The organism is Acidovorax sp. FW305-C-20-28, from assembly GCF_058783375.1.
In genome coordinates this window covers 35116-56231 of record NZ_JBYSYM010000006.1, presented here as the reverse complement: position 1 = coordinate 56231, position 21116 = coordinate 35116, and the positions used below count along the sequence as shown (strand labels likewise).

The 21116-nt window shown below is 68.9% G+C and carries 20 protein-coding genes; 7 read left to right on the top strand and 13 right to left on the bottom strand.

The window, feature by feature from the left end; translation table 11 throughout:
* The first annotated feature begins 6 nt into the window (after positions 1 to 6).
* The gene (locus AC3WOH_RS09170; protein ID WP_492229055.1) at positions 7 to 543 is read left to right on the top strand and encodes a M48 metallopeptidase family protein; all 537 of its coding nucleotides are present in this window, start codon (positions 7 to 9) and stop codon (positions 541 to 543) included.
* Between the two features lie 18 nt (positions 544 to 561).
* Here the strand turns inward: AC3WOH_RS09170 and AC3WOH_RS09165 are convergent, their stop codons facing one another.
* The 4 genes from AC3WOH_RS09165 to AC3WOH_RS09150 all read right to left on the bottom strand — a co-directional run bounded on the left by AC3WOH_RS09165 (position 562) and on the right by AC3WOH_RS09150 (position 4880).
* A complete protein-coding gene (locus AC3WOH_RS09165; RefSeq protein WP_492229054.1) occupies positions 562 to 1221 on the bottom strand; it encodes a TonB family protein in 660 nt (219 codons plus the stop codon).
* A gap of 1 nt (position 1222) precedes the next feature.
* Complete coding sequence (gene murI, locus AC3WOH_RS09160; RefSeq protein ID WP_492229053.1) at positions 1223 to 2101, bottom strand: glutamate racemase; 879 nt, start codon at positions 2099 to 2101, stop codon at positions 1223 to 1225.
* Positions 2102 to 2304: 203 nt separating this feature from the next.
* A complete protein-coding gene (locus AC3WOH_RS09155) occupies positions 2305 to 3858 on the bottom strand; it encodes a fumarate hydratase (protein WP_492229052.1) in 1554 nt (517 codons plus the stop codon).
* Positions 3859 to 3992: 134 nt separating this feature from the next.
* Positions 3993 to 4880, bottom strand: coding sequence for a LysR substrate-binding domain-containing protein (locus AC3WOH_RS09150; RefSeq protein ID WP_492229051.1), 888 nt, complete (start codon positions 4878 to 4880; stop codon positions 3993 to 3995).
* A gap of 113 nt (positions 4881 to 4993) precedes the next feature.
* On the opposite strand from AC3WOH_RS09150, the gene AC3WOH_RS09145 reads away from it, so the two are divergent.
* From AC3WOH_RS09145 to AC3WOH_RS09135, 3 genes are read left to right on the top strand one after another with little or no spacing between them, the layout of a single operon-like run.
* The gene (locus AC3WOH_RS09145) at positions 4994 to 6409 is read left to right on the top strand and encodes an amidase family protein (RefSeq protein WP_492229050.1); all 1416 of its coding nucleotides are present in this window, start codon (positions 4994 to 4996) and stop codon (positions 6407 to 6409) included.
* Positions 6410 to 6456: 47 nt separating this feature from the next.
* Positions 6457 to 7467, top strand: coding sequence for a tripartite tricarboxylate transporter substrate-binding protein (locus AC3WOH_RS09140; protein WP_492229049.1), 1011 nt, complete (start codon positions 6457 to 6459; stop codon positions 7465 to 7467).
* A 47-nt stretch (positions 7468 to 7514) separates the two neighbouring features.
* Complete coding sequence (locus tag AC3WOH_RS09135; RefSeq protein ID WP_492229048.1) at positions 7515 to 8351, top strand: inositol monophosphatase family protein; 837 nt, start codon at positions 7515 to 7517, stop codon at positions 8349 to 8351.
* On the opposite strand, the gene AC3WOH_RS09130 is transcribed toward AC3WOH_RS09135, so the two are convergent.
* Together AC3WOH_RS09130 and AC3WOH_RS09125 are read right to left on the bottom strand one after the other, a co-directional pair.
* On the bottom strand, positions 8348 to 8704 hold the full coding sequence (locus tag AC3WOH_RS09130) for a hypothetical protein (RefSeq protein WP_492229047.1): 357 nt from the start codon (positions 8702 to 8704) through the stop codon (positions 8348 to 8350). The genes AC3WOH_RS09135 and AC3WOH_RS09130 overlap by 4 nt on opposite strands.
* Positions 8705 to 8872: 168 nt before the next feature.
* A complete protein-coding gene (locus tag AC3WOH_RS09125; RefSeq protein ID WP_492229046.1) occupies positions 8873 to 11026 on the bottom strand; it encodes a putative bifunctional diguanylate cyclase/phosphodiesterase in 2154 nt (717 codons plus the stop codon).
* A 433-nt stretch (positions 11027 to 11459) separates the two neighbouring features.
* Here AC3WOH_RS09125 and AC3WOH_RS09120 point away from each other — a divergent pair, with 433 nt between their 5' ends.
* Together AC3WOH_RS09120 and fumC are read left to right on the top strand one after the other, a co-directional pair.
* The gene (locus AC3WOH_RS09120) at positions 11460 to 12095 is read left to right on the top strand and encodes a hypothetical protein (protein ID WP_492229045.1); all 636 of its coding nucleotides are present in this window, start codon (positions 11460 to 11462) and stop codon (positions 12093 to 12095) included.
* 205 nt (positions 12096 to 12300) lie between these two features.
* Entirely contained in the window at positions 12301 to 13686 is a 1386-nt protein-coding gene (gene fumC / locus AC3WOH_RS09115) for a class II fumarate hydratase (RefSeq protein ID WP_492229044.1), read from the top strand.
* Between the two features lie 172 nt (positions 13687 to 13858).
* Here fumC and AC3WOH_RS09110 read toward each other — a convergent pair whose 3' ends face one another.
* On the bottom strand, positions 13859 to 14734 hold the full coding sequence (locus AC3WOH_RS09110) for an NAD(P)-dependent oxidoreductase (RefSeq protein ID WP_492229043.1): 876 nt from the start codon (positions 14732 to 14734) through the stop codon (positions 13859 to 13861).
* 121 nt (positions 14735 to 14855) lie between these two features.
* Between AC3WOH_RS09110 and AC3WOH_RS09105 the strand changes: the two genes are divergently transcribed.
* Positions 14856 to 15662: a helix-turn-helix domain-containing protein gene (locus tag AC3WOH_RS09105; RefSeq protein ID WP_492229042.1), complete on the top strand. Its 807-nt coding sequence runs from the start codon at positions 14856 to 14858 to the stop codon at positions 15660 to 15662.
* Here the strand turns inward: AC3WOH_RS09105 and AC3WOH_RS09100 are convergent.
* From AC3WOH_RS09100 to AC3WOH_RS09075, 6 genes are all read right to left on the bottom strand, one after another.
* Entirely contained in the window at positions 15659 to 16546 is an 888-nt protein-coding gene (locus tag AC3WOH_RS09100; RefSeq protein WP_492229041.1) for an SMP-30/gluconolactonase/LRE family protein, read from the bottom strand. The two genes, AC3WOH_RS09105 and AC3WOH_RS09100, sit on opposite strands and share 4 nt — an antisense overlap.
* Positions 16524 to 17336 carry an NAD-dependent epimerase/dehydratase family protein gene (locus tag AC3WOH_RS09095; RefSeq protein ID WP_492229040.1) on the bottom strand — a complete coding sequence of 271 codons (813 nt, stop codon included), beginning with the start codon at positions 17334 to 17336 and terminating at the stop codon, positions 16524 to 16526. Before AC3WOH_RS09095 ends, AC3WOH_RS09100 begins: the two co-directional genes overlap by 23 nt.
* A complete protein-coding gene (locus tag AC3WOH_RS09090) occupies positions 17329 to 18060 on the bottom strand; it encodes a ribonuclease activity regulator RraA (RefSeq protein ID WP_492229237.1) in 732 nt (243 codons plus the stop codon). Before AC3WOH_RS09090 ends, AC3WOH_RS09095 begins: the two co-directional genes overlap by 8 nt.
* Before the next feature lie 8 nt (positions 18061 to 18068).
* Entirely contained in the window at positions 18069 to 19268 is a 1200-nt protein-coding gene (locus AC3WOH_RS09085) for a mandelate racemase/muconate lactonizing enzyme family protein (protein ID WP_492229039.1), read from the bottom strand.
* A gap of 15 nt (positions 19269 to 19283) precedes the next feature.
* A complete protein-coding gene (locus tag AC3WOH_RS09080; RefSeq protein WP_492229038.1) occupies positions 19284 to 20273 on the bottom strand; it encodes a Bug family tripartite tricarboxylate transporter substrate binding protein in 990 nt (329 codons plus the stop codon).
* A 94-nt stretch (positions 20274 to 20367) separates the two neighbouring features.
* Positions 20368 to 21018, bottom strand: a complete 651-nt coding sequence (locus AC3WOH_RS09075; RefSeq protein WP_492229037.1) for a GntR family transcriptional regulator — start codon at positions 21016 to 21018, stop codon at positions 20368 to 20370.
* Positions 21019 to 21116: the final 98 nt, after the last annotated feature.

Genomic DNA, 21116 nt, shown 5'->3' with positions numbered 1-21116 from the left:
TGGCGCGTGACGACGACCGTTCCCGCACAGCTGCCCTACCTGCAGTCCTACCCCGCGCCCCTGCAGCAGCAGGCGCGCGACCTGCTCGCCCAGGGCCGCCTGGGCGCAGCGCTGCTGAGGAAGTACCCCGACGCCCATGCCGTGCGCAGCGACAAGGCGCTGTACGACTACGCGCAGGAGCTGAAAAACCGCCACCTGCGCAATGCCGGCACCATCAACAAGGTGCTTTTCGACAACAAGATCCATGTGGTGCGGCATGCCCTGGGCCTGCACACCACCGTCTCGCGCGTGCAGGGCAACAGGCTCGCAACCAAGCACGAGATCCGCATCGCCGCGATGTTCAAGCAGGGCCCTGATGAGTTCCTGCGCATGATCGTCGTGCACGAACTCGCGCACCTGCGCGAGAAGGACCATGGCAAGGCCTTCTACCAGCTGTGCCAGCACATGGAGCCGCAGTACCACCAGTACGAGTTCGACCTGCGCATGTACCTGACCCATGTGGAGCACACGGGTGAGCGGCTTTGGGGTGGCGAGCCGGCGTGAAGATCCGCGCGCGCTAGCTCATTCCCACTTGCAGCGTTCCTGGGGTGGTACTGGCTCGGGGGCGGGTTTGTCGCTGTCGCGGTTGAAGTCGAAGCCCGTGATGACGACCAGGCGGCGGTAGCGTTGCGAGCCGTCGGCCATGGGCTTGGCGGGCGGCGTGCCGAAGGGGGCCGATGCCTGCACGACCTTGAGCATGTGCGCGTCCAGCGTGCGGTCTTGCGATGACTGCAGCACATCGGCCTGGATCACCGCGCCGTTGTTGGCCAGGGTGATGCCCACGATGCCCTGGCCATACAGCCGCTTCCCGTCTTTGCTCGGAAAATGGCGCGTGCCGCAGTCCTCGATGCGCTGCTTCATGCGCGCGTAGTAGGTCTTCATCGGCGCACTCATCTTGGCGCTGGGCGAGATGTACAGGTCCCGGGGCGGGTTGGCGCGGCCCTCGATCTCGGCAATGCGTGCGCGCAGCCGCTGCTTGCGCACGGTCTCGGGCATTTCCGCCAGCTGGCGCTTGAGCTCCTTGAGCAGTTCGCGCTGGGCCTGTTCCAGGTCCGCGAGTTGTTGGGCTTGTTCCGCAGGTGTGGCAGCCGGGGCCGCGGTGGCAGGGGCTTCGGTCTGCGCCGTGGCGCAGGCGGCTGCCAGCACCGCCGCCAGGGCCATGAGGGTCTGTCGGATCCGCATGCTAGGCAGCGCTGGGCTCGGTGGCCGGCGAGGGAATCGCCACCGTCTGGCATGACGCCGCGGGCAGCTCCAGCCAGCGCTGCGCGGCCGATTGCAACTGGGGCAGGCCGCCGGTGGTGAACAGCTGTACCTCAGGTGGTTGCGCTTGCGGCCCGGCCAGCAGGCCGGCCCCTTCGAGCAGGCGCCGCGTCTGGCGCGCCACGGCCTCGCCGGTCTCGATGAAGCGCACCTCGGGCCCGACCAAGGCGCGCAGGTCGCGCTCGGCAAAGATGTAGTGCGTGCAGCCCAGCACCAGGGTGTCCATCTGGCCTGCGGCGGTGCCGAAGGCACCCATGGCCTCGATGTAGCGTTCGCACAGTTCCCAGGTCTCGGTGCCTTCGGGGCTTGCAGGCACGGGACGGTCCACGCTGCGCTCGATGGCATGGGCCAGGCCGTCGCAGGGCTGCACCACGAACTCGGTGCTGCCCTGCAGGCTGGCCAGCAGCTTGCCGAACTTGGCGCTGGTGAGGGTACCGCGCGTGCCGATCACGCCCACCCGGCCGGTCTGCGTGGCCGCCAGCGCGGGCTTGATGGCCGGCTCCAGGCCCACCAGCGGCAGCGCCGGGTAGCGGCTGCGCACTTCGTGGATGGCCGCCGCCGTGGCCGTGTTGCAGGCCACCACCAGGGCCTTGATGCCATGCTGCTCCAGCAGGTGGCGCGTGATGGCATGGGTGCGTGCGCCCACATAGGTATCGCCGCGCTCGCCGTAGGGGGCATGGGCGCTGTCGGCCAGGTAGACAAAGCGCTCGTGCGGCAGCTCGGCGCGCAGGGCGCGCAGCACGCTCAGGCCGCCCACACCGCTGTCAAACACACCGATGGGCTGGGAATTCGGGGAGGTCATGGGAGAAAGGAATAGGGCGGGGCAGGCATGCGATCGATGCCCCGCACTGTAACGCTGCCGGGCCCTCCATGCACGGAAGGCGGCGCGAAAACCTGTGAGCGCTGCTGGACTCGCGCAGGGATGAGGGAGGCCTAAAAAAAATCCCCCGGCAGCGCTTGGTGCGCGACCGGGGGACCGTGGTTTCAGCCGGGGCTGTCAGCCGTTCAGGCCGCCGCTACCTCGATGCCGCGGAATTCACCGGTGGCAATGCGCTTTTGCCACTCGGCCGGCCCCGTGATGTGGGCGCTGGTGCCGCCTGCATCCACCGCCACCGTCACCGGCATGTCAACCACGTCGAATTCGTAGATGGCCTCCATGCCCAGGTCGGCAAAGCCCAGTACCTTGGCCTTCTTGATGGCCTTGCTCACCAGGTAGGCGGCGCCGCCCACGGCCATCAGGTAGGCGCTCTGGTGCTTCTTGATCGCCTCGATGGCCACCGGGCCGCGCTCGGACTTGCCGATCATGGCGATCAAACCCGTCTCGGCCAGCATCATCTCGGTGAAGCCGTCCATGCGCGTGGCCGTGGTCGGGCCGGCCGGGCCCACGGCCTCGTCCTTGACCGGGTCCACCGGGCCCACGTAGTAGATCACGCGGTTGGTGAAGTCCACGGGCAGCTTCTCGCCCCGGGCCAGCATGTCCTGGATGCGCTTGTGCGCAGCGTCGCGGCCGGTCAGCATCTTGCCGTTGAGCAAGAGGGTGTCGCCGGGCTTCCAGCTGGCCACTTCTTCCTTGGTCAGGGTGTCCAGGTTGACCTTCTTGCTCTTGTTGTAGTCGGGCGCCCAGTTCACGTTGGGCCACAGGTCCAGCGAGGGCGGGGTGATGTACACCGGGCCCGAGCCATCCATCACGAAGTGGGCGTGGCGCGTGGCCGCGCAGTTGGGGATCATGGCCACGGGCTTGCTGGCCGCATGGGTGGGGTACATCTTGATCTTGACGTCCAGCACCGTGGTCAGGCCGCCCAGGCCTTGGGCGCCGATGCCCAGGGCGTTGACCTTCTCGTACAGCTCCAGGCGCATTTCCTCGACCTTGTCGAGCTTCTCGCCGCGCGAGGACTTGGCCTGCAACTCGTACATGTTCAGGTCGTCCATCAGGCTTTCCTTGGCCAGCAGCACCGCCTTCTCGGCCGTGCCGCCGATGCCGATCCCGAGCATGCCCGGCGGGCACCAGCCGGCACCCATGGTGGGCACGGTCTTGAGCACCCAGTCGATGACGTTGTCGCCGGGGTTGAGCATGATCATCTTGCTCTTGTTCTCGCTGCCACCGCCCTTGGCGGCAACGGTGATGTCCACCGTGTTGCCGGGCACGATCTGGGCGAAGATCACCGCGGGCGTGTTGTCCTTGGTGTTCTTGCGATCGAACTGCGGGTCGGCCACCACGCTGGCGCGCAGCGTGTTGTCAGGGTGGTTGTAGCCGCGGCGCACGCCTTCGTTGATGGCGTCTTCGAGGCCGGCGGGGAAGCCTTCCCAGCGCACGTCCATGCCCACCTTGAGGAAGACGTTGACGATACCGGTGTCCTGGCAGATGGGGCGCTGGCCGGTGGCGCTCATCTTGCTGTTGGTCAGGATCTGGGCGATCGCGTCCTTGGCTGCAGCGCTCTGCTCGCGCTCGTAGGCGCGCGCCAGGTGGGCGATGTAGTCGGTGGGGTGGTAGTAGGAGATGTACTGCAGCGCAGCAGCAACGGACTCGACGAGATCGTCGTACTTGATCGTGGTGGTCATCGTGTTTCTGTCGTGGGCGGAGAGGAGCGCGTCTGTGCGCGCTGCTGGCTGTCCGGGGAAGACGCCAGACAGCGATTATCCCACCCGCGCGCTTACACCGTGCTGGCGCTTCGGCAAGCCCCCTGGAGATTGGCCTATCGGCAGTACCGCTGGAATAGCGTGGCCAGCTTGCCCGCAGCAAGCGACAGCGGCGAGGCCCTGAGCTTCAGGATGCCCAGCGTGAGCGCCGGCAGCTCCATGCGCAGGGGCACGCGCACGATCTGGCGGCAGTAGGGCTCGATGGACAAAAACCGCTCGGGCAGCATCAGCAGCAGGTCGCTGCGCGTCATCAGGCTCCACGACACGCCGAAGGTGTTGGCCTCGATCAGCCGCTGGGGCACGGGCAGGCCTTGGCGCACGAAGCGCTCGAACAGCACCGTGTGGTGGCTGCCCGGCGCGCGGTGCACCAGCCATTCGGCATCGACCAATTCTTCCCAGGTGGTGGCGCCCGCCAGGGGATGGCCGGGGCGGCAGGCCACCATCATCGGGATGGGGGCGATGGGCTCCAGCTCCAGGTCGGAGTCCAGCGAGTCTTCGACGGCGGCGGCCACGGCGAAGTCCACAAAACCCTCGCGCAGCTGCGGCAGGGCCAGCGGCATCAGGCCTTCGAACAGCCGCACCTGGGCCTGGGGCATTGCACGCTGGAATTCGCGCAACACCTCGGGCAGCGCGCCCATGAACACCACGGGCGTCACGGACACCGCCACCGAGGCCTGCTGGCCGCCCTGCAGCTGGCGGATGTCCTGGCGCGCCATGGCCAGCTGCGCCTGCACCAGGCGCGCGCGGATGGTCAATTGCCGACCGCATTCGGTCAGCTCCACGCCGCGGGAGCTGCGGTGCACCAGCGGCGCATCGACCTCGGCCTCCAGCTCGCGGATGGCCTTGGTCACGGCGGGCTGGCTCACGCCGAGTGCGCGCGCCGCGGCGCGGATGCTGCCGGCATCGACCACCTGCAGCAGGGCCTTGAGCTGGTAATCCTTCATCCTGGGTGACAACCTGTGGTTATTGCCAACGTGTTCAAGGCATCTTACGCGAGAGCCTGGGGCCTCGTACGCTGCGTCCATTCCACCCACATCCGACCAGAAGGACCTTGTTCATGTACGACACCTCCCAGGAACTCTGGCGCCTTGGCGCCGCGGAAACCGCCGCTGCGATCCGGCGCAAGGAGCTGTCGTGCCGGGAGGTGACCACCAGCGTGCTGGCGCGCATCCAGGCCGCCAACCCCGGGGTCAACGCCCTGACCGAGGTGCTGGAGCAGGCGGCGCTGGCTGCGGCCGATACCGCCGACCGCCAGGTGGCCGCGGGCGGGCCGCTGGGTGTGTTGCACGGCGTGCCGGTCACCACCAAGGTCAATGTGGACCAGGCGGGGCTGGCCACGACGAATGGCTCCGTGGCCCAGCGCGGGCTCATCGCGCAGGAGGACGCGCCCGTGGTGGCCAACCTGCGCCGTGCCGGCGCCATCCTCGTGGGCCGCACGAACACGGCCACCTACTCGGTGCGCTGGTTCACCGACAACGCGGTGCATGGCCGCACCCTCAACCCCTGGGATGCAGGCACCACGCCCGGGGGCTCCAGCGGCGGGGCGGCGGCGGCCGTGGCCTGCGGCATGGGCGCCATCGCCCATGGCAACGACATGGGTGGATCGATCCGCTACCCGGCCTACTGCTGCGGCGTGGCCGGCCTGCGCCCCACCGTGGGCCGCATCCCGGCCTACAACCCGAGTACGGCGGCAGAGCGTGGCATCACCGCGCAGCTGATGTCGGCCCAAGGGCCGCTGGCGCGGTCGGTGGCCGACCTGCGGCTGGCCATGCAGGCCATGGCGGTTTTCGACGCGCGCGACCCGAACTGCCTGCCCTGGCCGCTGGCTTCGGAGCCAGCGGCCCAGCAAGGCCTGCGCGTGGCGCTGTGCCGCTCCTACCCGGGCATTGCCACCCACCCCGCCGTGGTGCAGGCGCTCGACGAGGCCGCGCACTGGCTGGCCGATGCGGGCTATGCGGTCGAAGAGGTTCAGCCACCCGCGCTGCTGGACGCGGCCGAGCTGTGGCGCGTGCTCGGCGTCGAGGACGGCCGCCGCGGCATCAGCGCCGCCATCCGCGACCATGGGGACGAGGCCATGCGCGCGAGTCAGGGGTTCATGGAGCACGGCATTGCCGAGGGCGGGCGTGATGCCTTCCAGGATGCCCTGGCCCAGCGCGCCGGGCTGGCGCGGCAGTGGTCGGTGTTCCTGGACCGCTTCCCGCTGCTGCTCATGCCCGTGTCCTGGCAGCCCCCTGCGCCGCAGGACGAAGACACGCAGTCCTGGCCGCGCTTTCGCGCGCTGCTCGATGCGCAAAGCCCCCTGCTGGCCACGGCCTGCCTGGGCCTGCCGGGCATTGCCGTGCCCACCGGCACGCACGGGGCAGTGCCCATGGGCGTGCAACTGGTGGCGGGGCGTTTCCGCGACGATCTGCTGCTCGATGCTGCACAGGTCATCGAAGAACGCGCCGGGTTCGTTGCGCTGCTGAACCGTTGAATGCTTGTCTCCCCGTCTGTCCCATCCCCCACCCTGTGAGGTACCCCATGTCTGCTGACGATCTCTCCGTTTCCCCCGCCTTTGCCGCGCAGCGGCGCAAGCTGGCTCTGCTGGGCGGCATGCTGGCCGCGGCCGGCCTGCCGATGGGCGCTGGCGCGCAGTCCAGGGACTACGCCACCATGCTGATGCCGTTTCCGCCCGGCGGCGCGGGCGATTTTCTGGCGCGGGTGCTGGCCGACAAGCTCAAGGCCGAGCTGGGCCGCAATGTCGTCGTGGACAACCGGCCCGGCGGTGCGACGCGGATTGCCGGTGAGGCGCTGCGCAACGCCCCGGCCGATGGTGGTACGGTACTGCTCTCGCCCGTGGACCCGATGTTCATCGGCCCGGCGATCTACTCCGGCATGCGCTACGACCCGATGAAGGACTTTCGCCCCATCACCGACGTCGCCACGCTGCAGTTCGGCATTGCCGTGGGGGCCAATTCTCCCCACAAGACCCTGGCGCAGTACCTGCAGGCCGCGCGCACCCAGCCCGCGCAGGCCGACATCGGCATCTCGCTGATCGGCTCGCTGCTGCACTTCCTGGCCATGGACTTCATCGCCCAGTCTGCCACCAAGGGGCAGATCGTGCCCTACAAGGGCGGCACCCCCATGCTCAACGACCTGCTGGCCGGGCAGATTCCCGCAGGCATGGACGCCACCACCACCTTCATGGAGTTCCACCGGGCCGGCAAGATCCGCGTGCTGGCGGTGTCGGGCAGCCGCCGCGCGGCCAGCCTTCCCGACGTGCCCACGTTCGCGGAATCGGGCTTTCCCGACCTGGTGGCCACCTCGGGCTATGTGGTCTATGCGCGTGCCGACACCCCGCCCGCCGCCATTGCCCAATGGAACCAGGCGCTGCGCAAGGTGCTGGCCCAGGACGAGGTGCGCAGCAAGCTGCTGCACACGGGCTACGACGCGGTGCCGGGGTCCGAGCCCGCCGAGGTGGCCGCTGCCACCGAGCGCGCGGCGGCGCGCTGGCTGCCGGTCATCAGGAAGTCGGGCTTCAAGGGCGATTGAGGGACTTGCACCGTGGCGGCGGCCGGTTCCCGGTGACACTACCGGGCATGACCTTTCCCGCCACCGAACTCGCGTTTCTGGGGAGCGTGCTCGCCGACGCCGCCCACACGGAAATCATGCCCCGCTTCGCGCGCCTGTCCGGCGTGGACCGCAGACAAAAAACCTCGGCCTTCGACATCGTGACGGAGGCCGATGAGGCCGATGAGGCGGCGGAGGCGGCCATCCTCTCGGCCTTGCGTGCACGCCACGGCACCGGGGCCGCCTGCATCGGCGAGGAATCCGCCGGACGCGACCCTTCGCTGCTGCCGTCCATCGCCACGGCGGACCTGGCCTTCATCATCGATCCTTTGGACGGCACGAAGAATTTCGCCTCGGGCCTGCCGCTGTTCGGGGTGATGGCGGCGGTGACTGTGGCGGGCGAGGTGGTGGCTGCGGCGATCCACGACCCGGTGCGTGCGGACACGGCGTATGCGATCCGGGGTGGCGGGGCCTGGATGGAGTCGGCCGCTGGCGAGCGCACGGCGCTGCAGGTGGCGCCGCCGGTGCCGGTGGGCGAGATGGAATGCGTGGTCGGCACCAACTTCCTGCCCGAGCCCTTGCGCACCGAGGTCAACTCGCGGCTGTCGCGCCTGGGCATGAGCACCTGGTTCCGCTGCGCGGCGCACGAGTACCGGCTGGCGGCAGCCGGCCATGTGCATGCGCTGTTCTACAACAAGCTCATGCCCTGGGACCATGCGGCCGGCTGGCTGCTGCACCGCGAGGCGGGTGGGTGTTCGGGCCACTTCGATGGCAGCGGCTACCTGCCGTCCCACTCGACCGGCGGGCTGGTCTGCGCGCCCGACCAGCGCAGCTTCGACGCGGTGCGCGAGGCCTTGCTGGCTTAGGCGGGCTCGTCCTCGGCCCCGGGCTCTTCGGTTTCCTCTTCGGGGTACAGGTCCGCATCCACGTCCACGGGGGGCTCGGCCACCAACTCGCCGTCTCCATCGGCGTCGGGCGAGAAGGCCTCCATGTGGTCGGGCAGGATGTCGCGCGCCTCGCGGTGCAGGCCGGGTTCCACGCTGGCGCGCTCGCCGGTGCCGTAGCGGTCGGTGTCCATCTCGGGGTCGGCGCTGTACACGCCCGCGCTGTCGCTGCCCGAATCGGAGGCATCGCTGGGGCCCATGCTGTCGTTGCCGGTGGCGCTGTGCAAGGGCGGAAGGTTGTCGGCGTCGATGCCGAGCAGGCTGCTGGTGGCCATGGGAGTCTCCGTAATGGCTGGGTGCGCACCGGTCAACGTGAGTCGGCACGTCAATGGCGGTGCGGCCACTGTGGTGCCATGGTGCGCGCGTTGGGCCATGCGCACTGTAAGAACATGCCGATGATTTGCTACGGATGGTCACAGGGGCCCGGCATGGGCCTGCAGGGCTTACAAACTCCCGATGACGGAGGGGGTGAAGTCCACGGCGCCCTCGGGTTTTTCGCCCTGCGACCAGGCGAACAGCGAATCCGCCGGCATGGGGCGGGCAAAGAAGAAGCCTTGCAGTTCGTCACAGTCCATGGCCAGCAGGATGTCGCGCTGGCCCTCGGTCTCCACACCCTCGGCCACCACGCGCAGGCCCAGGGCGTGCGCCAGGCTCACCACTGCGCTGACCACGGCACGGGCGTCTTCGCTGTTTTCCAGGTCATTGACGAAGCTGCGGTCGATCTTGAGCTGCTGCGCAGGCAGTTGGCGCAGGTAGTTCAGGCTCGAATAGCCGGTGCCGAAGTCGTCGATGGACAGGAACACGCCGATGCGCGCCAGCCCGTCGAAGGTGCGCTGCGTGGCCTTGATGTCTTCCATGGCCACCGACTCGGTGATCTCGCACAGCAGCTGCGAGGCGTCGAGGCCATGGAACCTCAAGGCATGCCCGATGCGGTCGGCCAGGCCGCTCTCGCGCAGTTGGTGCACCGACAGGTTGATGGCCACGCGCATGCGCATGCCATTGCGAGCCCACTCGGCGGTCTGGCGGCAGGCCTCGTTGATGACCCAGTTGCCCAGCTTGTTGATCAGGCCGAAACGTTCGGCCAGCGCGATGAACACCATGGGGCTGACCATGCCGTGCTTGGGGTGGTTCCAGCGCAGCAGGGCTTCCACGCCGCTGATCTGGCCGCGTGTGCCGTCGATCTTGGGCTGGTAGTGCAGTGCCAGCTCGCCGCGCTCGATGGCCTGGCGCAGGTCGTTCTGCAGCTCCAGCTGTTCCGAGGCGTCCGAGCCCATGTGGGGCTCGAACAGGGCATAACAGCCGCCCCCGGCGCGTTTGGCGGCGTACATGGCGGCATCGGCATTGGCCACCAGCTTGGTGCGCTCGCCATGGTCGGGGTGCACCACGATGCCGATGGAGCAGGCGATCTGCACCTTCTTGCCCGACACCTCGAAGGGCCGCGACAGCGACTCCAGCACCCGGTTGGCCATGGTGACGCAGGCGGCCACGTCGCTCACGTCCTCCAGCAGGATCAGGAACTCGTCACCCCCCACGCGCGCCACGGTGTCGCATTCGCGTGCCTCCTTGCGCAGTCGGTCGGCGGCGCCGCGCAGGATCACGTCGCCCGCCGCATGGCCAAAGGAGTCGTTGATGGGCTTGAAGCCGTCAAGGTCCACGAACAGCACGGCCAGCCGGTCTTCCACGCGCAGGTGGTTGGTGCGGTCCAGGCGCAGCAGGGCGTGGATGAGCCGGTCTTCGAACAGCAGGCGGTTGGGCAGGCCGGTCAGGGCGTCGGCAAAGGCGCGCTTTTGTAGTTCGTCGTTGGCGGCCTGCAGGCGCGCATTGCTCTCCTGCAGTGAGCGCGTGAGGTGCTCGGCCGTAGTCTGCAGCCGTGCGTCCAGGATGGAGGTGAACAGCGTGCTCACCAGCAGCATGCCGGTGGCCATGAGCACCATGGCCGTGAGGCCCGGGCCGCCCAGCTCGCCCGCGCTCAGGCAGACCGAGCCCACGGCGAAGCGCGCCGCCGCCATGCCGGTGTAATGCATGCCGCAGATGGCAACGGCCATCACGAAGGAGGCGGCCAGCTGGTAGGGCAGGCGCTGGCGGGGCCGCACGCGGCGCAGCAGCTTGAAGATGAGCAGCGCCGAGGCCGAGGCCAGCACCGCGATCACCACCGACAGCACCACCACCCGGTGGTCCCAGACGATGCCGGGGTTCATGTCCATGGCGGCCATGCCGATGTAGTGCATGCCGCTGATGCCGGCGCCCATCACCAGCGCACCCATCACCAACTGGATGCTGCCGAACTGCTCGCGGCTGGCCAGTTCCAGCGCCACGGCCGATGCGGCCACGGCCGCCAGCCAGGACAGCAGGGTGGCACCGCCGGAGAACCCGATCTCGATGGGCAGCTTGAAGGCCTGCATGCCCAGAAAGTGCATGGACCAGATGCCCGTGCCCATGACGAGAGAACCCGCTGCCCACCAGGCCAGGCCCACGCGGCGCTGTGCCGTGCGCACGCGCCGGGCCAGGTCCAGCGTGACGTACGAGGCCAGCATGGCCATGGCAAAGGACGCTGCCACCACGAACAGGTTGTAGCTGAAGGGCATGAACGCGTTCATGGAGATGCTCAAGGTGTGTGCTGGTAGGCAGGTTGCGCCCGCGCACGCGCGCCGTCAAGAGGGGCGCGTGTGCGTGCGGGCAGGCAGGCGGTTGGACAATCCGGTTCGCGGTCTTTCGCGCGGCCGGGCCAAGGCCGCAGTGCGGCTTGGCGCGATGTACCAACACAAGATGGAGGGGACACGGGCAGGCACCGATGGCAGCGCCGGACGTCCGTGGAACGGTGTCCGGCCATGCCGAGGCACCGGGAGGGGATCGCGAACAGGATCTATGGGGTGAAAGTGTACCAATTTGTTGCGAGAAATGCTGGAGTGACGGCTCTAGCCCCGGTGGTCCCTGTCGCCCCGCTTGCGGCCTGGCCAGGCTGCTGAGACGATGCGCAGAGGAGGCGCAGGCGGCTTGCCTGCTCAGGGCATGGAAAACAGGTACTTCATCATGGCAATGGACGAGCGCCCGGGGTGTCCCACCGGGTTCTACCAATCCATTCTGGCCACCGCGGACTGCGGGCCCCATGGTGAATACGGGCTGCTGCCCTGGTATGCAGGCCCCAGGCGCTACGGGGGGCAGATCGCTGCGCTCCCAGAGGACGGGCTTGTCCTGACCGAGAAGCGCGACTATCTTTACGACGTGAGAGCCGGCTCGCCCTTTTTCTATGTGATCAGCCGGAAATTCAGCGATTGCCTGGGGCGGATCCGGCACAGCTTCTTTCAGCTGAAAGAGGTGGAGTGTGTGGATGCCGATGGCCGGCCAAGGCCGGATCGCCAGGTTGCGATCGCCGTGCCCCGGAAGTTCCTGCAGCGGGACTGCCTTGAGCCGGGCCCTGGCGCAAGCAGGGCAGCGGCGGGCCTGGAGGGCATGCAGGTGCGGCCCGGCTTCGGCTACGACCTGTTCGATTCCAGGGACATTCCCGTGGGCCAGGCCAGCCTGATCTGCTCGGAAAAAGCCCGGCGGGTCTTCGAGGAGGCCGGCGTCCATGGCATCCGATACATCGCGCTGCCCGATGCGAGTGCAGCCGGGGCTTTGGACATGGGCGAGTTGTACCGGCCCGTCGGGCTCTATGACCCTGTGTGATGCTGCCGGGACCATTCCCCCGCAGGCCCTGGCCGTTTGAAAGGTGGTAAATGAGAATTGTTCAATTTTGGCGTATGCTCCCGGGCGCGCCGGTTCTGCCCGGCCCGGATACTTCGCGTGAGCGGCACCATGGTGCCGCGGGCGCCCCGGTGGCTGCATGGCCCCATCTTCCTGTTCTGTTGTCTACCCTGGAGAACCGTTTCCCATGACCTCCCGTACCGAACGCGACACCTTTGGCCCCATCGAGGTGCCGGCCGACAAGCTGTGGGGCGCGCAGACGCAGCGCTCGCTGCAGAACTTCGACATCTCGGGCGAGCAGCAGCCGCGCGAAATCATCAAGGCGCTGGCCAGGGTCAAGCGCGCCTCGGCCGTGGTCAACCAGGCCCTGGGCCTGCAGGACGCGAAGAAGACCGAGGCCATCGTCGCCGCCGCCGATGAGGTCATCGCCGGCAAGCACCCGGGCGAGTTCCCGCTGGTGGTGTGGCAAACGGGCTCGGGCACGCAGACCAACATGAACGTCAACGAGGTGCTGGCCAACCGCGCCAGCGAGATCCTGGGCGGCGAGCGCGGCGAAGGCCGCCTGGTGCACCCCAATGATGACGTGAACCGCAGCCAGTCGAGCAACGACGTGTTCCCCACCGCCATGCACGTGGCGGCGGTGGAGGCGCTCACGCACAAGCTGCTGCCTGCCATTGCCAAGCTGCGCGCCACGTTGGACCAGAAGGCCAAGGACTTCGACGGCATCGTCAAGATCGGCCGCACCCATTTGCAGGACGCCACCCCGCTCACGCTGGGCCAGGAGTTCTCGGGCTACGTGGCCCAGCTCGACCATGGCGAGCGCCACGTGCGCGCAGCGCTGCCCCACCTGTACGAGCTGGCCCTGGGCGGCACCGCCGTGGGCACGGGCCTGAACGCCCCCAAGGGCTATGCAGAGCAGTCCGCCGCCGAACTGGCCCGCCTCACGGGCCTGCCCTTCGTCACCGCGCCCAACAAGTTCGAGGCCCTGGCCTCGGTGGACGGCCTGGTGCACGCCCATGGCGCCTTGAAGACCCTGGCGGCCAGCATGATGAAGATCGCCAACGACGTGCGCTGGCTGGCCAGCGGCCCGCGCAGCGGCATCGGCGAGCTCAGCATCCCCGAGAACGAGCCCGGCTCGTCCATCATGCCCGGCAAGGTCAACCCCACGCAGAGCGAGGCTGTGACCATGCTGGCGGCCCAGGTGTTCGGCAACGACGTGGCCATCAACTTCGGCGGTGCCTCGGGCAACTTCGAGCTCAACGTGTTCCGCCCCATGGTGGCGCACAACTTCCTGCAGAGCGTGCGCCTGCTGGCCGACGGCATGGTCAGCTTCAACGACCAGTGCGCCGTGGGCATCGAGCCCAACCGCGAGCGCATCACCGAGCTGGTGGACCGCTCGCTGATGCTGGTGACGGCGCTCAACACCCACATCGGCTACGACAAGGCGGCTTTCATTGCCAAGAAGGCGCACAAGGAAGGCACCAGCCTGCGCGAGGCCGCCGTGGCCTCGGGCCACGTCACGGGCGAGCAGTTCGACCAGTGGGTGGTGCCGGGCAACATGGTCGGGCGTTGAGAGGCTGACTATCTTTCGCCCATGCCCGCCTTGCACGCCAAAACACCCCGGCTCGTCGTTGCAAATGCTCGCCATAGCCCGCGCTATGGCTGTGCTTTGCGCCTAGATCCAGTGCGTTCTGGCGCGCCCCTCGGACACGGTCAAAAAATTCCCAGCCTCTGAATCCGTTCGCTCAGCGGTTCGCGCGCATCACCTTGACCACGGCGGCCGCTTCCTCGTCGGCATAGCCGGCTTCCTCGGCCTGGCGGAACAGCGTCTCTGCCAGTTCGGGCACGGCGGCGTGGATGCCGCTGTCGCGCGCGTGCTGCGCGATGCGGCGCGTGGCGTCGATGGAGATGCGCAGCGGGCTTTGCGTGATGGCGAAATCGCCGCTGTGGATCACCTGGCCCTCGTGCTGCAGGAATTCGCCGAACGAGGGCGCGATCTTGTTGATGATGGTGCCGTAGTGCGCGACGTCCAGGCCCTCGGTTTCCGCGATGCGGGCACCGTGGAAGAAGCCCAGGGTGGCGCCGTAGACATAGGACAGCGTGGCGAAGTCCATGGCCGAGGCGAGGGACGCGCGCTCACCGAGGTAGGCAATGCCGCCGCCGAAGACCTGGAGCACGGCCAGCGCGCTGTCGAAGGCCTGCCGTGCGCCCGACACCAGCACCGGGGTCGTGGGCGCACCCATCTGTTCGGGCGCGGCCTGGATGGCGCCGTCCAGGTACAGGGCGCCCTGGATGCGCACCCAGGCCTCCATCTCCAGCGCCTCCCGGGGGCTGCCGGTGGTCAGGTGGACCACGGTGCGGCCCTGGAGCGCCGCACCTGCGCCCGGTGACAGCAGGATGGCGTTGGCCACCTCGTAGTCCTTCACGCAGACCACCACCACCTCGCTGGCGGCGATGGCCTGGGCCACGTCCTGGTGCAGGGTGGCGCCCTGGCCGACCACCTCGGCGGCAGCGGCCGGCGAGCGGTTCCAGACGCTCACCGCATGGCCTGCCTGCAGCAGCAGCGCGGCCAGCTTCTTGCCCATCATGCCCATTCCGATCACGGTCGTTGTCTTCTTCATAGCAAAAGCCTTTCGTGGAGTAACGCCAAACCGCGGGCAAAAAGTGCGCTCGCGGCGACAAGCCAATAATCGGAAAAATCGCTGCGCCGGTCGCGCACGAACGGCTGTTTGGAGAGCACGGATGGACGAATCAGCTTTGGCGGTGGCACCCGGCCGCGCCGGCCTGCAGGTGGACCTGGTGGAGACACCGGGCGGTGTGGTCGAACTCAGGCCGCTGGCGGACCTGCGCATCCGCGTGCACTCGGGCGAGCCGGTGCAGGGCATCTGCGGCGCGCAGCGTTTTGTCTACACGCGTGGTGACGTGGACATCGTTGCCGCCGGGCAGGCCGACATCTGGCACGAAGACGGGCCCGGCCGCTCGGTGGTGCTGCGCTTTTCTCCGGCGCTGCTCGAGCGCACGGCGCAAGAGGCCGGCCTGCCCGCCGGCCGCGCCGCCCTGGCGCCACGCCACCAGTTCCAGGATGCGCACCTGGCCCACATCGCGTGGGCGCTGGAAGCCGAGCGCCAGGCCGGCTCCCCCAACGGCCGCCTGTATGCCGAGAGCCTGGGCACCGCCCTGGCCGTGCACCTGCTGGGCCGCTACACGCTCGCGAAGAAGGCACTGCCCAGCCTGTCCGCGGCGCAGCTGCGCCGGGTGGTGGACTACATCGAGAACCGGCTGGACGAAGACCTCTCGCTGCCGGTGCTGGCGAAGGTGGCGCACAGCAGCGTGTCGCACTTCAAGACCTTGTTCAAGCGCTCGCTGGGCGTGCCGGTGCACGAGTACGTGGTGCAGCGCCGGGTGGAGCGCGCCAGCGCGCTGCTGCGCCAGGGCCGGCTGCCGGCCAGCGAGGTAGCCCTGGCGGCGGGTTTTTCGCACCAGAGCCACATGGCGCGCAGCATGCGGCGCGTGCTGGGGGTATCGCCGAGCGCGCTGCGCGCGGCCTAGCGGGAAATCTGCAACCGGAGCAATGCGCCATCGTGCGCCGTGGGCTCCCAGCCGGGCCGCACCAGGCTCGTCACCCACAGGTCCTTGGCCGCGCCGAAGGCGCACATGGTGGGCGCGCGGCAGGGCAGGGCGATGCGACGGTGCCGCGTGCCATCGGGCGCCAGGATGTTGAGGGCCCCGGCCGACACACCGGCCGACCAGTAGCGCCCGGTGGCATCGACCTGCGCCCCATCGGGGCGGCCTTCGGCCTCGCCCAGGTCCGCGAAGGGGCGGGGCGCGCCCATCGTGCCCTCGGCCTCGTTCCACGCCGCCTGCCAGACCTGGCCGCGAAAGCTGTCCGAAAAGTACAGCGTGCGCGCGTCGGGGCTCCAGGCGATGCCGTTGGCCACCACCAGGCCGGCGTGCAGCTGGCGCACGGCGCCGCTGTCGCTCACGCAGTACAGGCCGCCGCTGGCCTGCTTGTCTGCCCGGTCGTCCATGGAGCCCACGACGAACCAGCGCCCACCGGGTGAGCGCTTGCCATCGTTGAGCCGGTTGCCTGGCGGCTCGTGCGGCGCCAGCGAGCACACCGTGCGGAATGCGCCCGTGTGCAGGTCCAGATCCACGATGCGCTGCTGCAAGGCCAGGCGCACGGTGCCGTCCCCCCACAGCGCCAGCGCGCCCACCACCTCGGGCAGCTGCCAGCGCGTGAGCCGCTGGCGCGCAGGTTCGAGCCGCAGCACCTGCTGGCCGCGCACGTCGATCCAGTACAGCGCCTGCTCGCCGGCGTGCCATGTTGGGGACTCGCCCACGCGGTTGCCCACGGGCCAGACCTCGATGGGGCCGCTGCCAGGGTGCTCCTGCACGCTGGGGGCGATGGGCTCAGAGGAATGGGGTGCGTGCATTGTCGAAGCCTGCGGCGGCAAAGCTGCCGCCCTGGAAATGCTCGGCGATGGGATCGCCCGAGCGAACAGACTCCAGCGCAGCGGTGTGCGGGTCGGCCGAATGGACCGGCCGGTAGCCCAGCGCACGGGCCCGCTCGTCGGCCCACCATGAACGGCTGTTGGCCGATGCGCCGTAGACGATCTCGTGCGTGTAGTCGGCCGTGAGGCCCACCTGCACCAGCTGGGCCAGGTCCTCCGGGTGGATCCAGTGGCTCAGCGCGCGGGCATCCGCAGGCGCGGCGCTGCAGTGGCCGATGCGCAGGCCGAAGCCGCGCACGCCGTGCTTGATGGCGTACATGGCGGCCAGCGCCTCCATGAAGACCTTGCTCACGCCGTAGCGGCTGTCGGGCAGCGGCGAGGCCGTGCCGTCGATTGTCTGGCTGCGCGGGTACAGGCCCACGGCGTGGTTGGAGCTGGCGTAGACGATGCGCTGCACGCCGGCGGCGTGGGCCGCCTCCCAGAGGTTGGCTACGCCCACGACATTGGCCGCCAGCAGCGTGTCCCAGCCGGCCTCGCGCGGGTAGCCCGCGAAGTGCACGACGGCATCGCAGCCCTGCAGGGCCTGCGCCAGCGCTTCGCGGTCCGCCAGGTCCAGCTGGTGCACCGTTTCGCGCGGGTCCTCGGCCTGCAGCGGGGCCATGTCCAGCAGGCGCAGCGCGCTGCACCCGGTCAGCAGGTGGGGTCGCAGGGCGCGGCCGATTCGGCCGGCCGCCCCGGTCAGGGCGATGGTGCGGGGCGGCGCATCAGTCATGGGCGAGCGGCCAGCGGTCGGCGTGCGCGGCCTTCCACGCTTCGTAGGCCTGGCGGCGCTCGGGGTCGATGAGCGGGTAGGTGCCGATCAGGCTGTCACCCGCGCCGATGCGCTCCTCCACCCAGGTTTCGTAGATGGTCTGCACATAGGCCTCGCGCGCCACGCCGTCCGCGATGTGGCGGGGGATGCACACCACGCCTTCGGCGTCGCCCACCAGCACGTCGCCCGGGTACACCGACACACCGCCGCAGGCGATCGGCAGGCCGATGTCGATGGCGTGGTGGCGGATCAGGTTGGTGGGAGCGGAGGGGCGCTGGTGGAAGGCCGGGAAGGGCATGGCGGCGATTTCCGGCGAGTCGCGGAAACCGCCGTCGGTCACCACGCCGGCCACGCCGCGGCGCATCAGGCGGGTGACGAGGATGTTGCCCGAGGACGCGGCCGTCGCATCGCCGCGGCTGTCCATCACCAGCACGTGGCCGGCGGGGCAGGTCTCCACGGCCACGCGCTGCGGGTGCGCCGGGTCGTCGAAGGCGTCGAGGCCGTCCAGGTCCTCGCGCGCCGGGATGTAGCGCAGCGTAAACGCCAGGCCCACCATGCGGGCGGTGGCCGGGTTCACGGGCCGCACTTCCTGCAGGAAGACGTTGCGAAAGCCGCGCTTGAACAGCACCGTGGTCAGGGTGGCGGTGGATACGAGCCCCAGGCGGGGCAGGGTGTGGGAGTGCAGTGCTTGCGTCATGGGTTCTTCAGGTCTCGTCCGATGCGTGCCCGGGGGCGACGCGCTTGCAGGTAAACAGATTCGTGGTCGGTGCCGGCATTCCAGCCGCCGGTGGCCAGGGCGACATTGCGCTGGCTCGGGTGTTCGGCAATGAAGTCTTCGCGCAGGCGCACATCCAGCCCTGGTGCCGCGCTGGCCTGCAGGAAACCGCGTTCCACGCGCAGGCCGCTGTCCATCACCTGGGGGCGCCCCTCCCAGTCCGGGTCCATGCGCTCCAGGATGAGCGCGTTGGGGATGGCGCTGAGCAGGTGCACCATGGCGACCTCGGCCACGGGCCCGAGCGAGCCCGAGTGGGGCGCCACCAGCACGGACAAGGCCTCGGCCATGCCGGCGAGCTTCTTTATCTGCGTGATGCCGCCGAAGCGCCCGCCATCGGGCTGGACCACATCGAGCAGGCCCTCGGCCAGGAAGGGCTGCATGTCCTGCAGCGTGGCCAGGCGCTCGCCCCCGGCCAGCGGCAGCGCGACCTTGTCGCGCACCAGCCGCCAGCCGCGCATGTCATCGGGCGCGACGGGCTCCTCCAGGAACAGCAGTTTTAACGGCTCCAGCTCGCGGCCGATGGCCACCGCGTCCGCCGGCGCCAGCCATGGCGGCCCGTGCAGGTCGCACATCAGGTCAATGTCGGGGCCGATGGCGGCGCGCACGGCATGGGCGCGCTCCACCACCTTGGCGATGCCGCCCACCTTGATGCCCTGCGCGCCCGCTGCCACGGCCGCGAGCGCCGCCTCGGGTGTGGCGGCATGTACGTAGAACGGCACCTTGCTGCGCGTGGCGCCGCCCAGCAGCTCATACAGGGGCACGCCCAACGCCTGGGCCTTCAAGTCCCACAGCGCCATGTCGATGGCGTTGATGGCGCCCATGCCGACCACGCCGGTCTGGCCATGGCCCATGCAGGCCACGCGCATGCGCTGCCACAGGCGTTCGATGCCACGCGCGTCCTCGCCCACCAGCACATGCGCGAGGTCCTGCACCGCTTCCGCCACGGCCCGAGGCCAGCCCGAGCCTTCGCCCGTGCCCACCAGTCCGTTGTCGGCCCGCACGGTCACGAACAGCCAGTTGCGCGAGGTTGCGAGGGCCGACTTGCCGGTACCCGTCCACCCCGTCTGCGGCGGGGCGCCCGCCTGCATCAGGTGGCAGCGTATTTCCTGGATCTTCATGGGTTTCCTTTGCTCTCACTCGGGCTTGATGCCCGCATCCTTGACGACCGTCTGCCAGCGCGCGAGCTCGCGCAGGTAGAAGGCCTGGAAGTCCTCGGGCTTGCCGCTGGTCACGACCTCGGAGCCGAGCTGCGCCACGCGGGCACGGAAGGGCTCGCTGGTGGCAGCGGCCACCACCGCGTCGTGCAGGCGCTTGACCACGGGGGCGGGCGTGCCGCCCTTGACGGCAATGCCCTGCCAGCTGCGGATGTGCGTGCCGCGCGGCAGCTTCAGTTCCTCGGCGCTGGGCACGTTGGGCAGGGACGGGATGCGGCTGGCCTGCATCACCGCCACCGGGGTGACCCGGCCCGAATCGATGGTGGCCTTGAGCGAGCCGGACATGAGGTCGAACATCAGGTCCACCTGGCCTGCCATCAGGTCCTGGTTGGCCGGGGCACCGCCCTTGTAGGGGATGTGCAGCATGTCGACCTTCATCTCGCGCTTGAACAGCTCCATGGCCAGGTGCGAAGAGGTGGCCACGCCACCCGACGCGGCCTTGGCGCCGCCCGGCGTGCGCTTGGCCAGGGCCACGGCGTCCGCCGGTGTCTTGATGCCGCTTTCGGTCGAGGCCACCATGAGCACCGGCACGCTGGTGATCTGCGAGACCATCTGCAAGTCCTTGGCGGGGTCGTACTTCACGCCGCCGATCCAGGGGTTGGTGGCGAAGTGGATGGCCGCGAAGACCAGCGAGTAGCCGTCCGCAGGGTTGTTCAGCAGCGTCTGCGTGGCGATGTTGCCCGAGGCGCCACCCTTGTTGTCCACGATGACGCGCTGGCCCAGGTTCTTGCCCATTTCTTCGGCCAGGGCCCGCGCCACCGTGTCTGCGCCACCGCCGGGTGCGAAGCCGATGTACAGCGTGATCGGCTTGTCCGGGAATTTCTGCGCCAGCGCGGGTCCGGCGCCTGCCAGCGTACCCAGTGCCGCCAGGGCGGCCAGCGTCAGGCGGCGGGAGTATCGGGGTGTCATGGTGGTGTCTCCTTCAGGTTTTTTGGGCGTAGGCAATCCCGCTCCCTGTCTGGCAGGGAGTGCAGCATTGCAGTTCTGGGGAAAAAAAGGGGCGCTACGGGGCGGGCAGCATGGCCAGCAGGTCCTTGCGCGACATCTCGGCGTGTTCGAGCGCGATCGCGGCGGCGGCCTTGCCATCGCTGGCGCGCAGGGCATCGATCATCTGGGCGTGTTGCAGCGTGACCATCTCCAGGCGCTCACCGCCATAACCCTTGCTGCGGCGCACGGCGTCGACCAGCGCTGAGCGGCCTTCCAGCATCTCCACCGCCATGCGGTTGCCCGAGATGCCGTCCATGTAGCGGTGGAACTCGCGGTTGGCGATCACGCAGGCGGCGATGTCCGAACGCTCGGCTGCGCTTCGGCGCGTCTCCTCCAGGTGCACCAGCGTGTCGATGTCGGCCGGCTTGGCCGCCGCAGCCGCGTCGGCGGCCAGCATGGACTGGATGGCCCCACGGATCTTGTAGAGCTGGTTGATGTAGAGCGCATCCACCGTGGGGATCACGGCGCCGCGGTTCATGCGCATGGCCACCACGCCCTCGCCCTGCAGCTGCAGCAGCGCCTCGCGCACCGGGTTCTGGCTCACCTGGTAGTGCCGGGCCAGTTCCGTCAGCGTGATGTGGGCGCCCAGGGCCCAGAGGCCTTCGACGATGTCATTGCGCAACTGTTCACGCAAACGAATGTAGGTGGGGGTGTTGAGTGCGTCCATGTTGCCAGTATATACTCCATTTCAGATTTTATAAAATCTAAAATCCACAATCCAGAACATCGGGATAGCAGCCCGGTTCACAACCCCAAGGAGACTTG

Bases quoted from the DNA above. Each gene is read 5' to 3' on its own strand.
- AC3WOH_RS09130 (WP_492229047.1), bottom strand. From the start codon at position 8,704: ATGGCCACCAGCAGCCTGCTCGGCATCGACGCCGACAACCTTCCGCCC.
- AC3WOH_RS09075 (WP_492229037.1), bottom strand. From the start codon at position 21,018: ATGGACGCACTCAACACCCCCACCTACATTCGTTTGCGTGAACAGTTG.
- AC3WOH_RS09125 (WP_492229046.1), bottom strand. From the start codon at position 11,026: ATGAACGCGTTCATGCCCTTCAGCTACAACCTGTTCGTGGTGGCAGCG.
- AC3WOH_RS09140 (WP_492229049.1), top strand. From the start codon at position 6,457: ATGTCTGCTGACGATCTCTCCGTTTCCCCCGCCTTTGCCGCGCAGCGG.
- AC3WOH_RS09150 (WP_492229051.1), bottom strand. From the start codon at position 4,880: ATGAAGGATTACCAGCTCAAGGCCCTGCTGCAGGTGGTCGATGCCGGC.
- AC3WOH_RS09080 (WP_492229038.1), bottom strand. From the start codon at position 20,273: ATGACACCCCGATACTCCCGCCGCCTGACGCTGGCCGCCCTGGCGGCA.
- AC3WOH_RS09135 (WP_492229048.1), top strand. From the start codon at position 7,515: ATGACCTTTCCCGCCACCGAACTCGCGTTTCTGGGGAGCGTGCTCGCC.
- AC3WOH_RS09155 (WP_492229052.1), bottom strand. From the start codon at position 3,858: ATGACCACCACGATCAAGTACGACGATCTCGTCGAGTCCGTTGCTGCT.
- AC3WOH_RS09095 (WP_492229040.1), bottom strand. From the start codon at position 17,336: ATGACTGATGCGCCGCCCCGCACCATCGCCCTGACCGGGGCGGCCGGC.
- AC3WOH_RS09145 (WP_492229050.1), top strand. From the start codon at position 4,994: ATGTACGACACCTCCCAGGAACTCTGGCGCCTTGGCGCCGCGGAAACC.
- AC3WOH_RS09120 (WP_492229045.1), top strand. From the start codon at position 11,460: ATGGCAATGGACGAGCGCCCGGGGTGTCCCACCGGGTTCTACCAATCC.
- fumC (WP_492229044.1), top strand. From the start codon at position 12,301: ATGACCTCCCGTACCGAACGCGACACCTTTGGCCCCATCGAGGTGCCG.
- AC3WOH_RS09100 (WP_492229041.1), bottom strand. From the start codon at position 16,546: ATGCACGCACCCCATTCCTCTGAGCCCATCGCCCCCAGCGTGCAGGAG.
- AC3WOH_RS09110 (WP_492229043.1), bottom strand. From the start codon at position 14,734: ATGAAGAAGACAACGACCGTGATCGGAATGGGCATGATGGGCAAGAAG.
- AC3WOH_RS09105 (WP_492229042.1), top strand. From the start codon at position 14,856: ATGGACGAATCAGCTTTGGCGGTGGCACCCGGCCGCGCCGGCCTGCAG.
- murI (WP_492229053.1), bottom strand. From the start codon at position 2,101: ATGACCTCCCCGAATTCCCAGCCCATCGGTGTGTTTGACAGCGGTGTG.
- AC3WOH_RS09085 (WP_492229039.1), bottom strand. From the start codon at position 19,268: ATGAAGATCCAGGAAATACGCTGCCACCTGATGCAGGCGGGCGCCCCG.
- AC3WOH_RS09165 (WP_492229054.1), bottom strand. From the start codon at position 1,221: ATGCGGATCCGACAGACCCTCATGGCCCTGGCGGCGGTGCTGGCAGCC.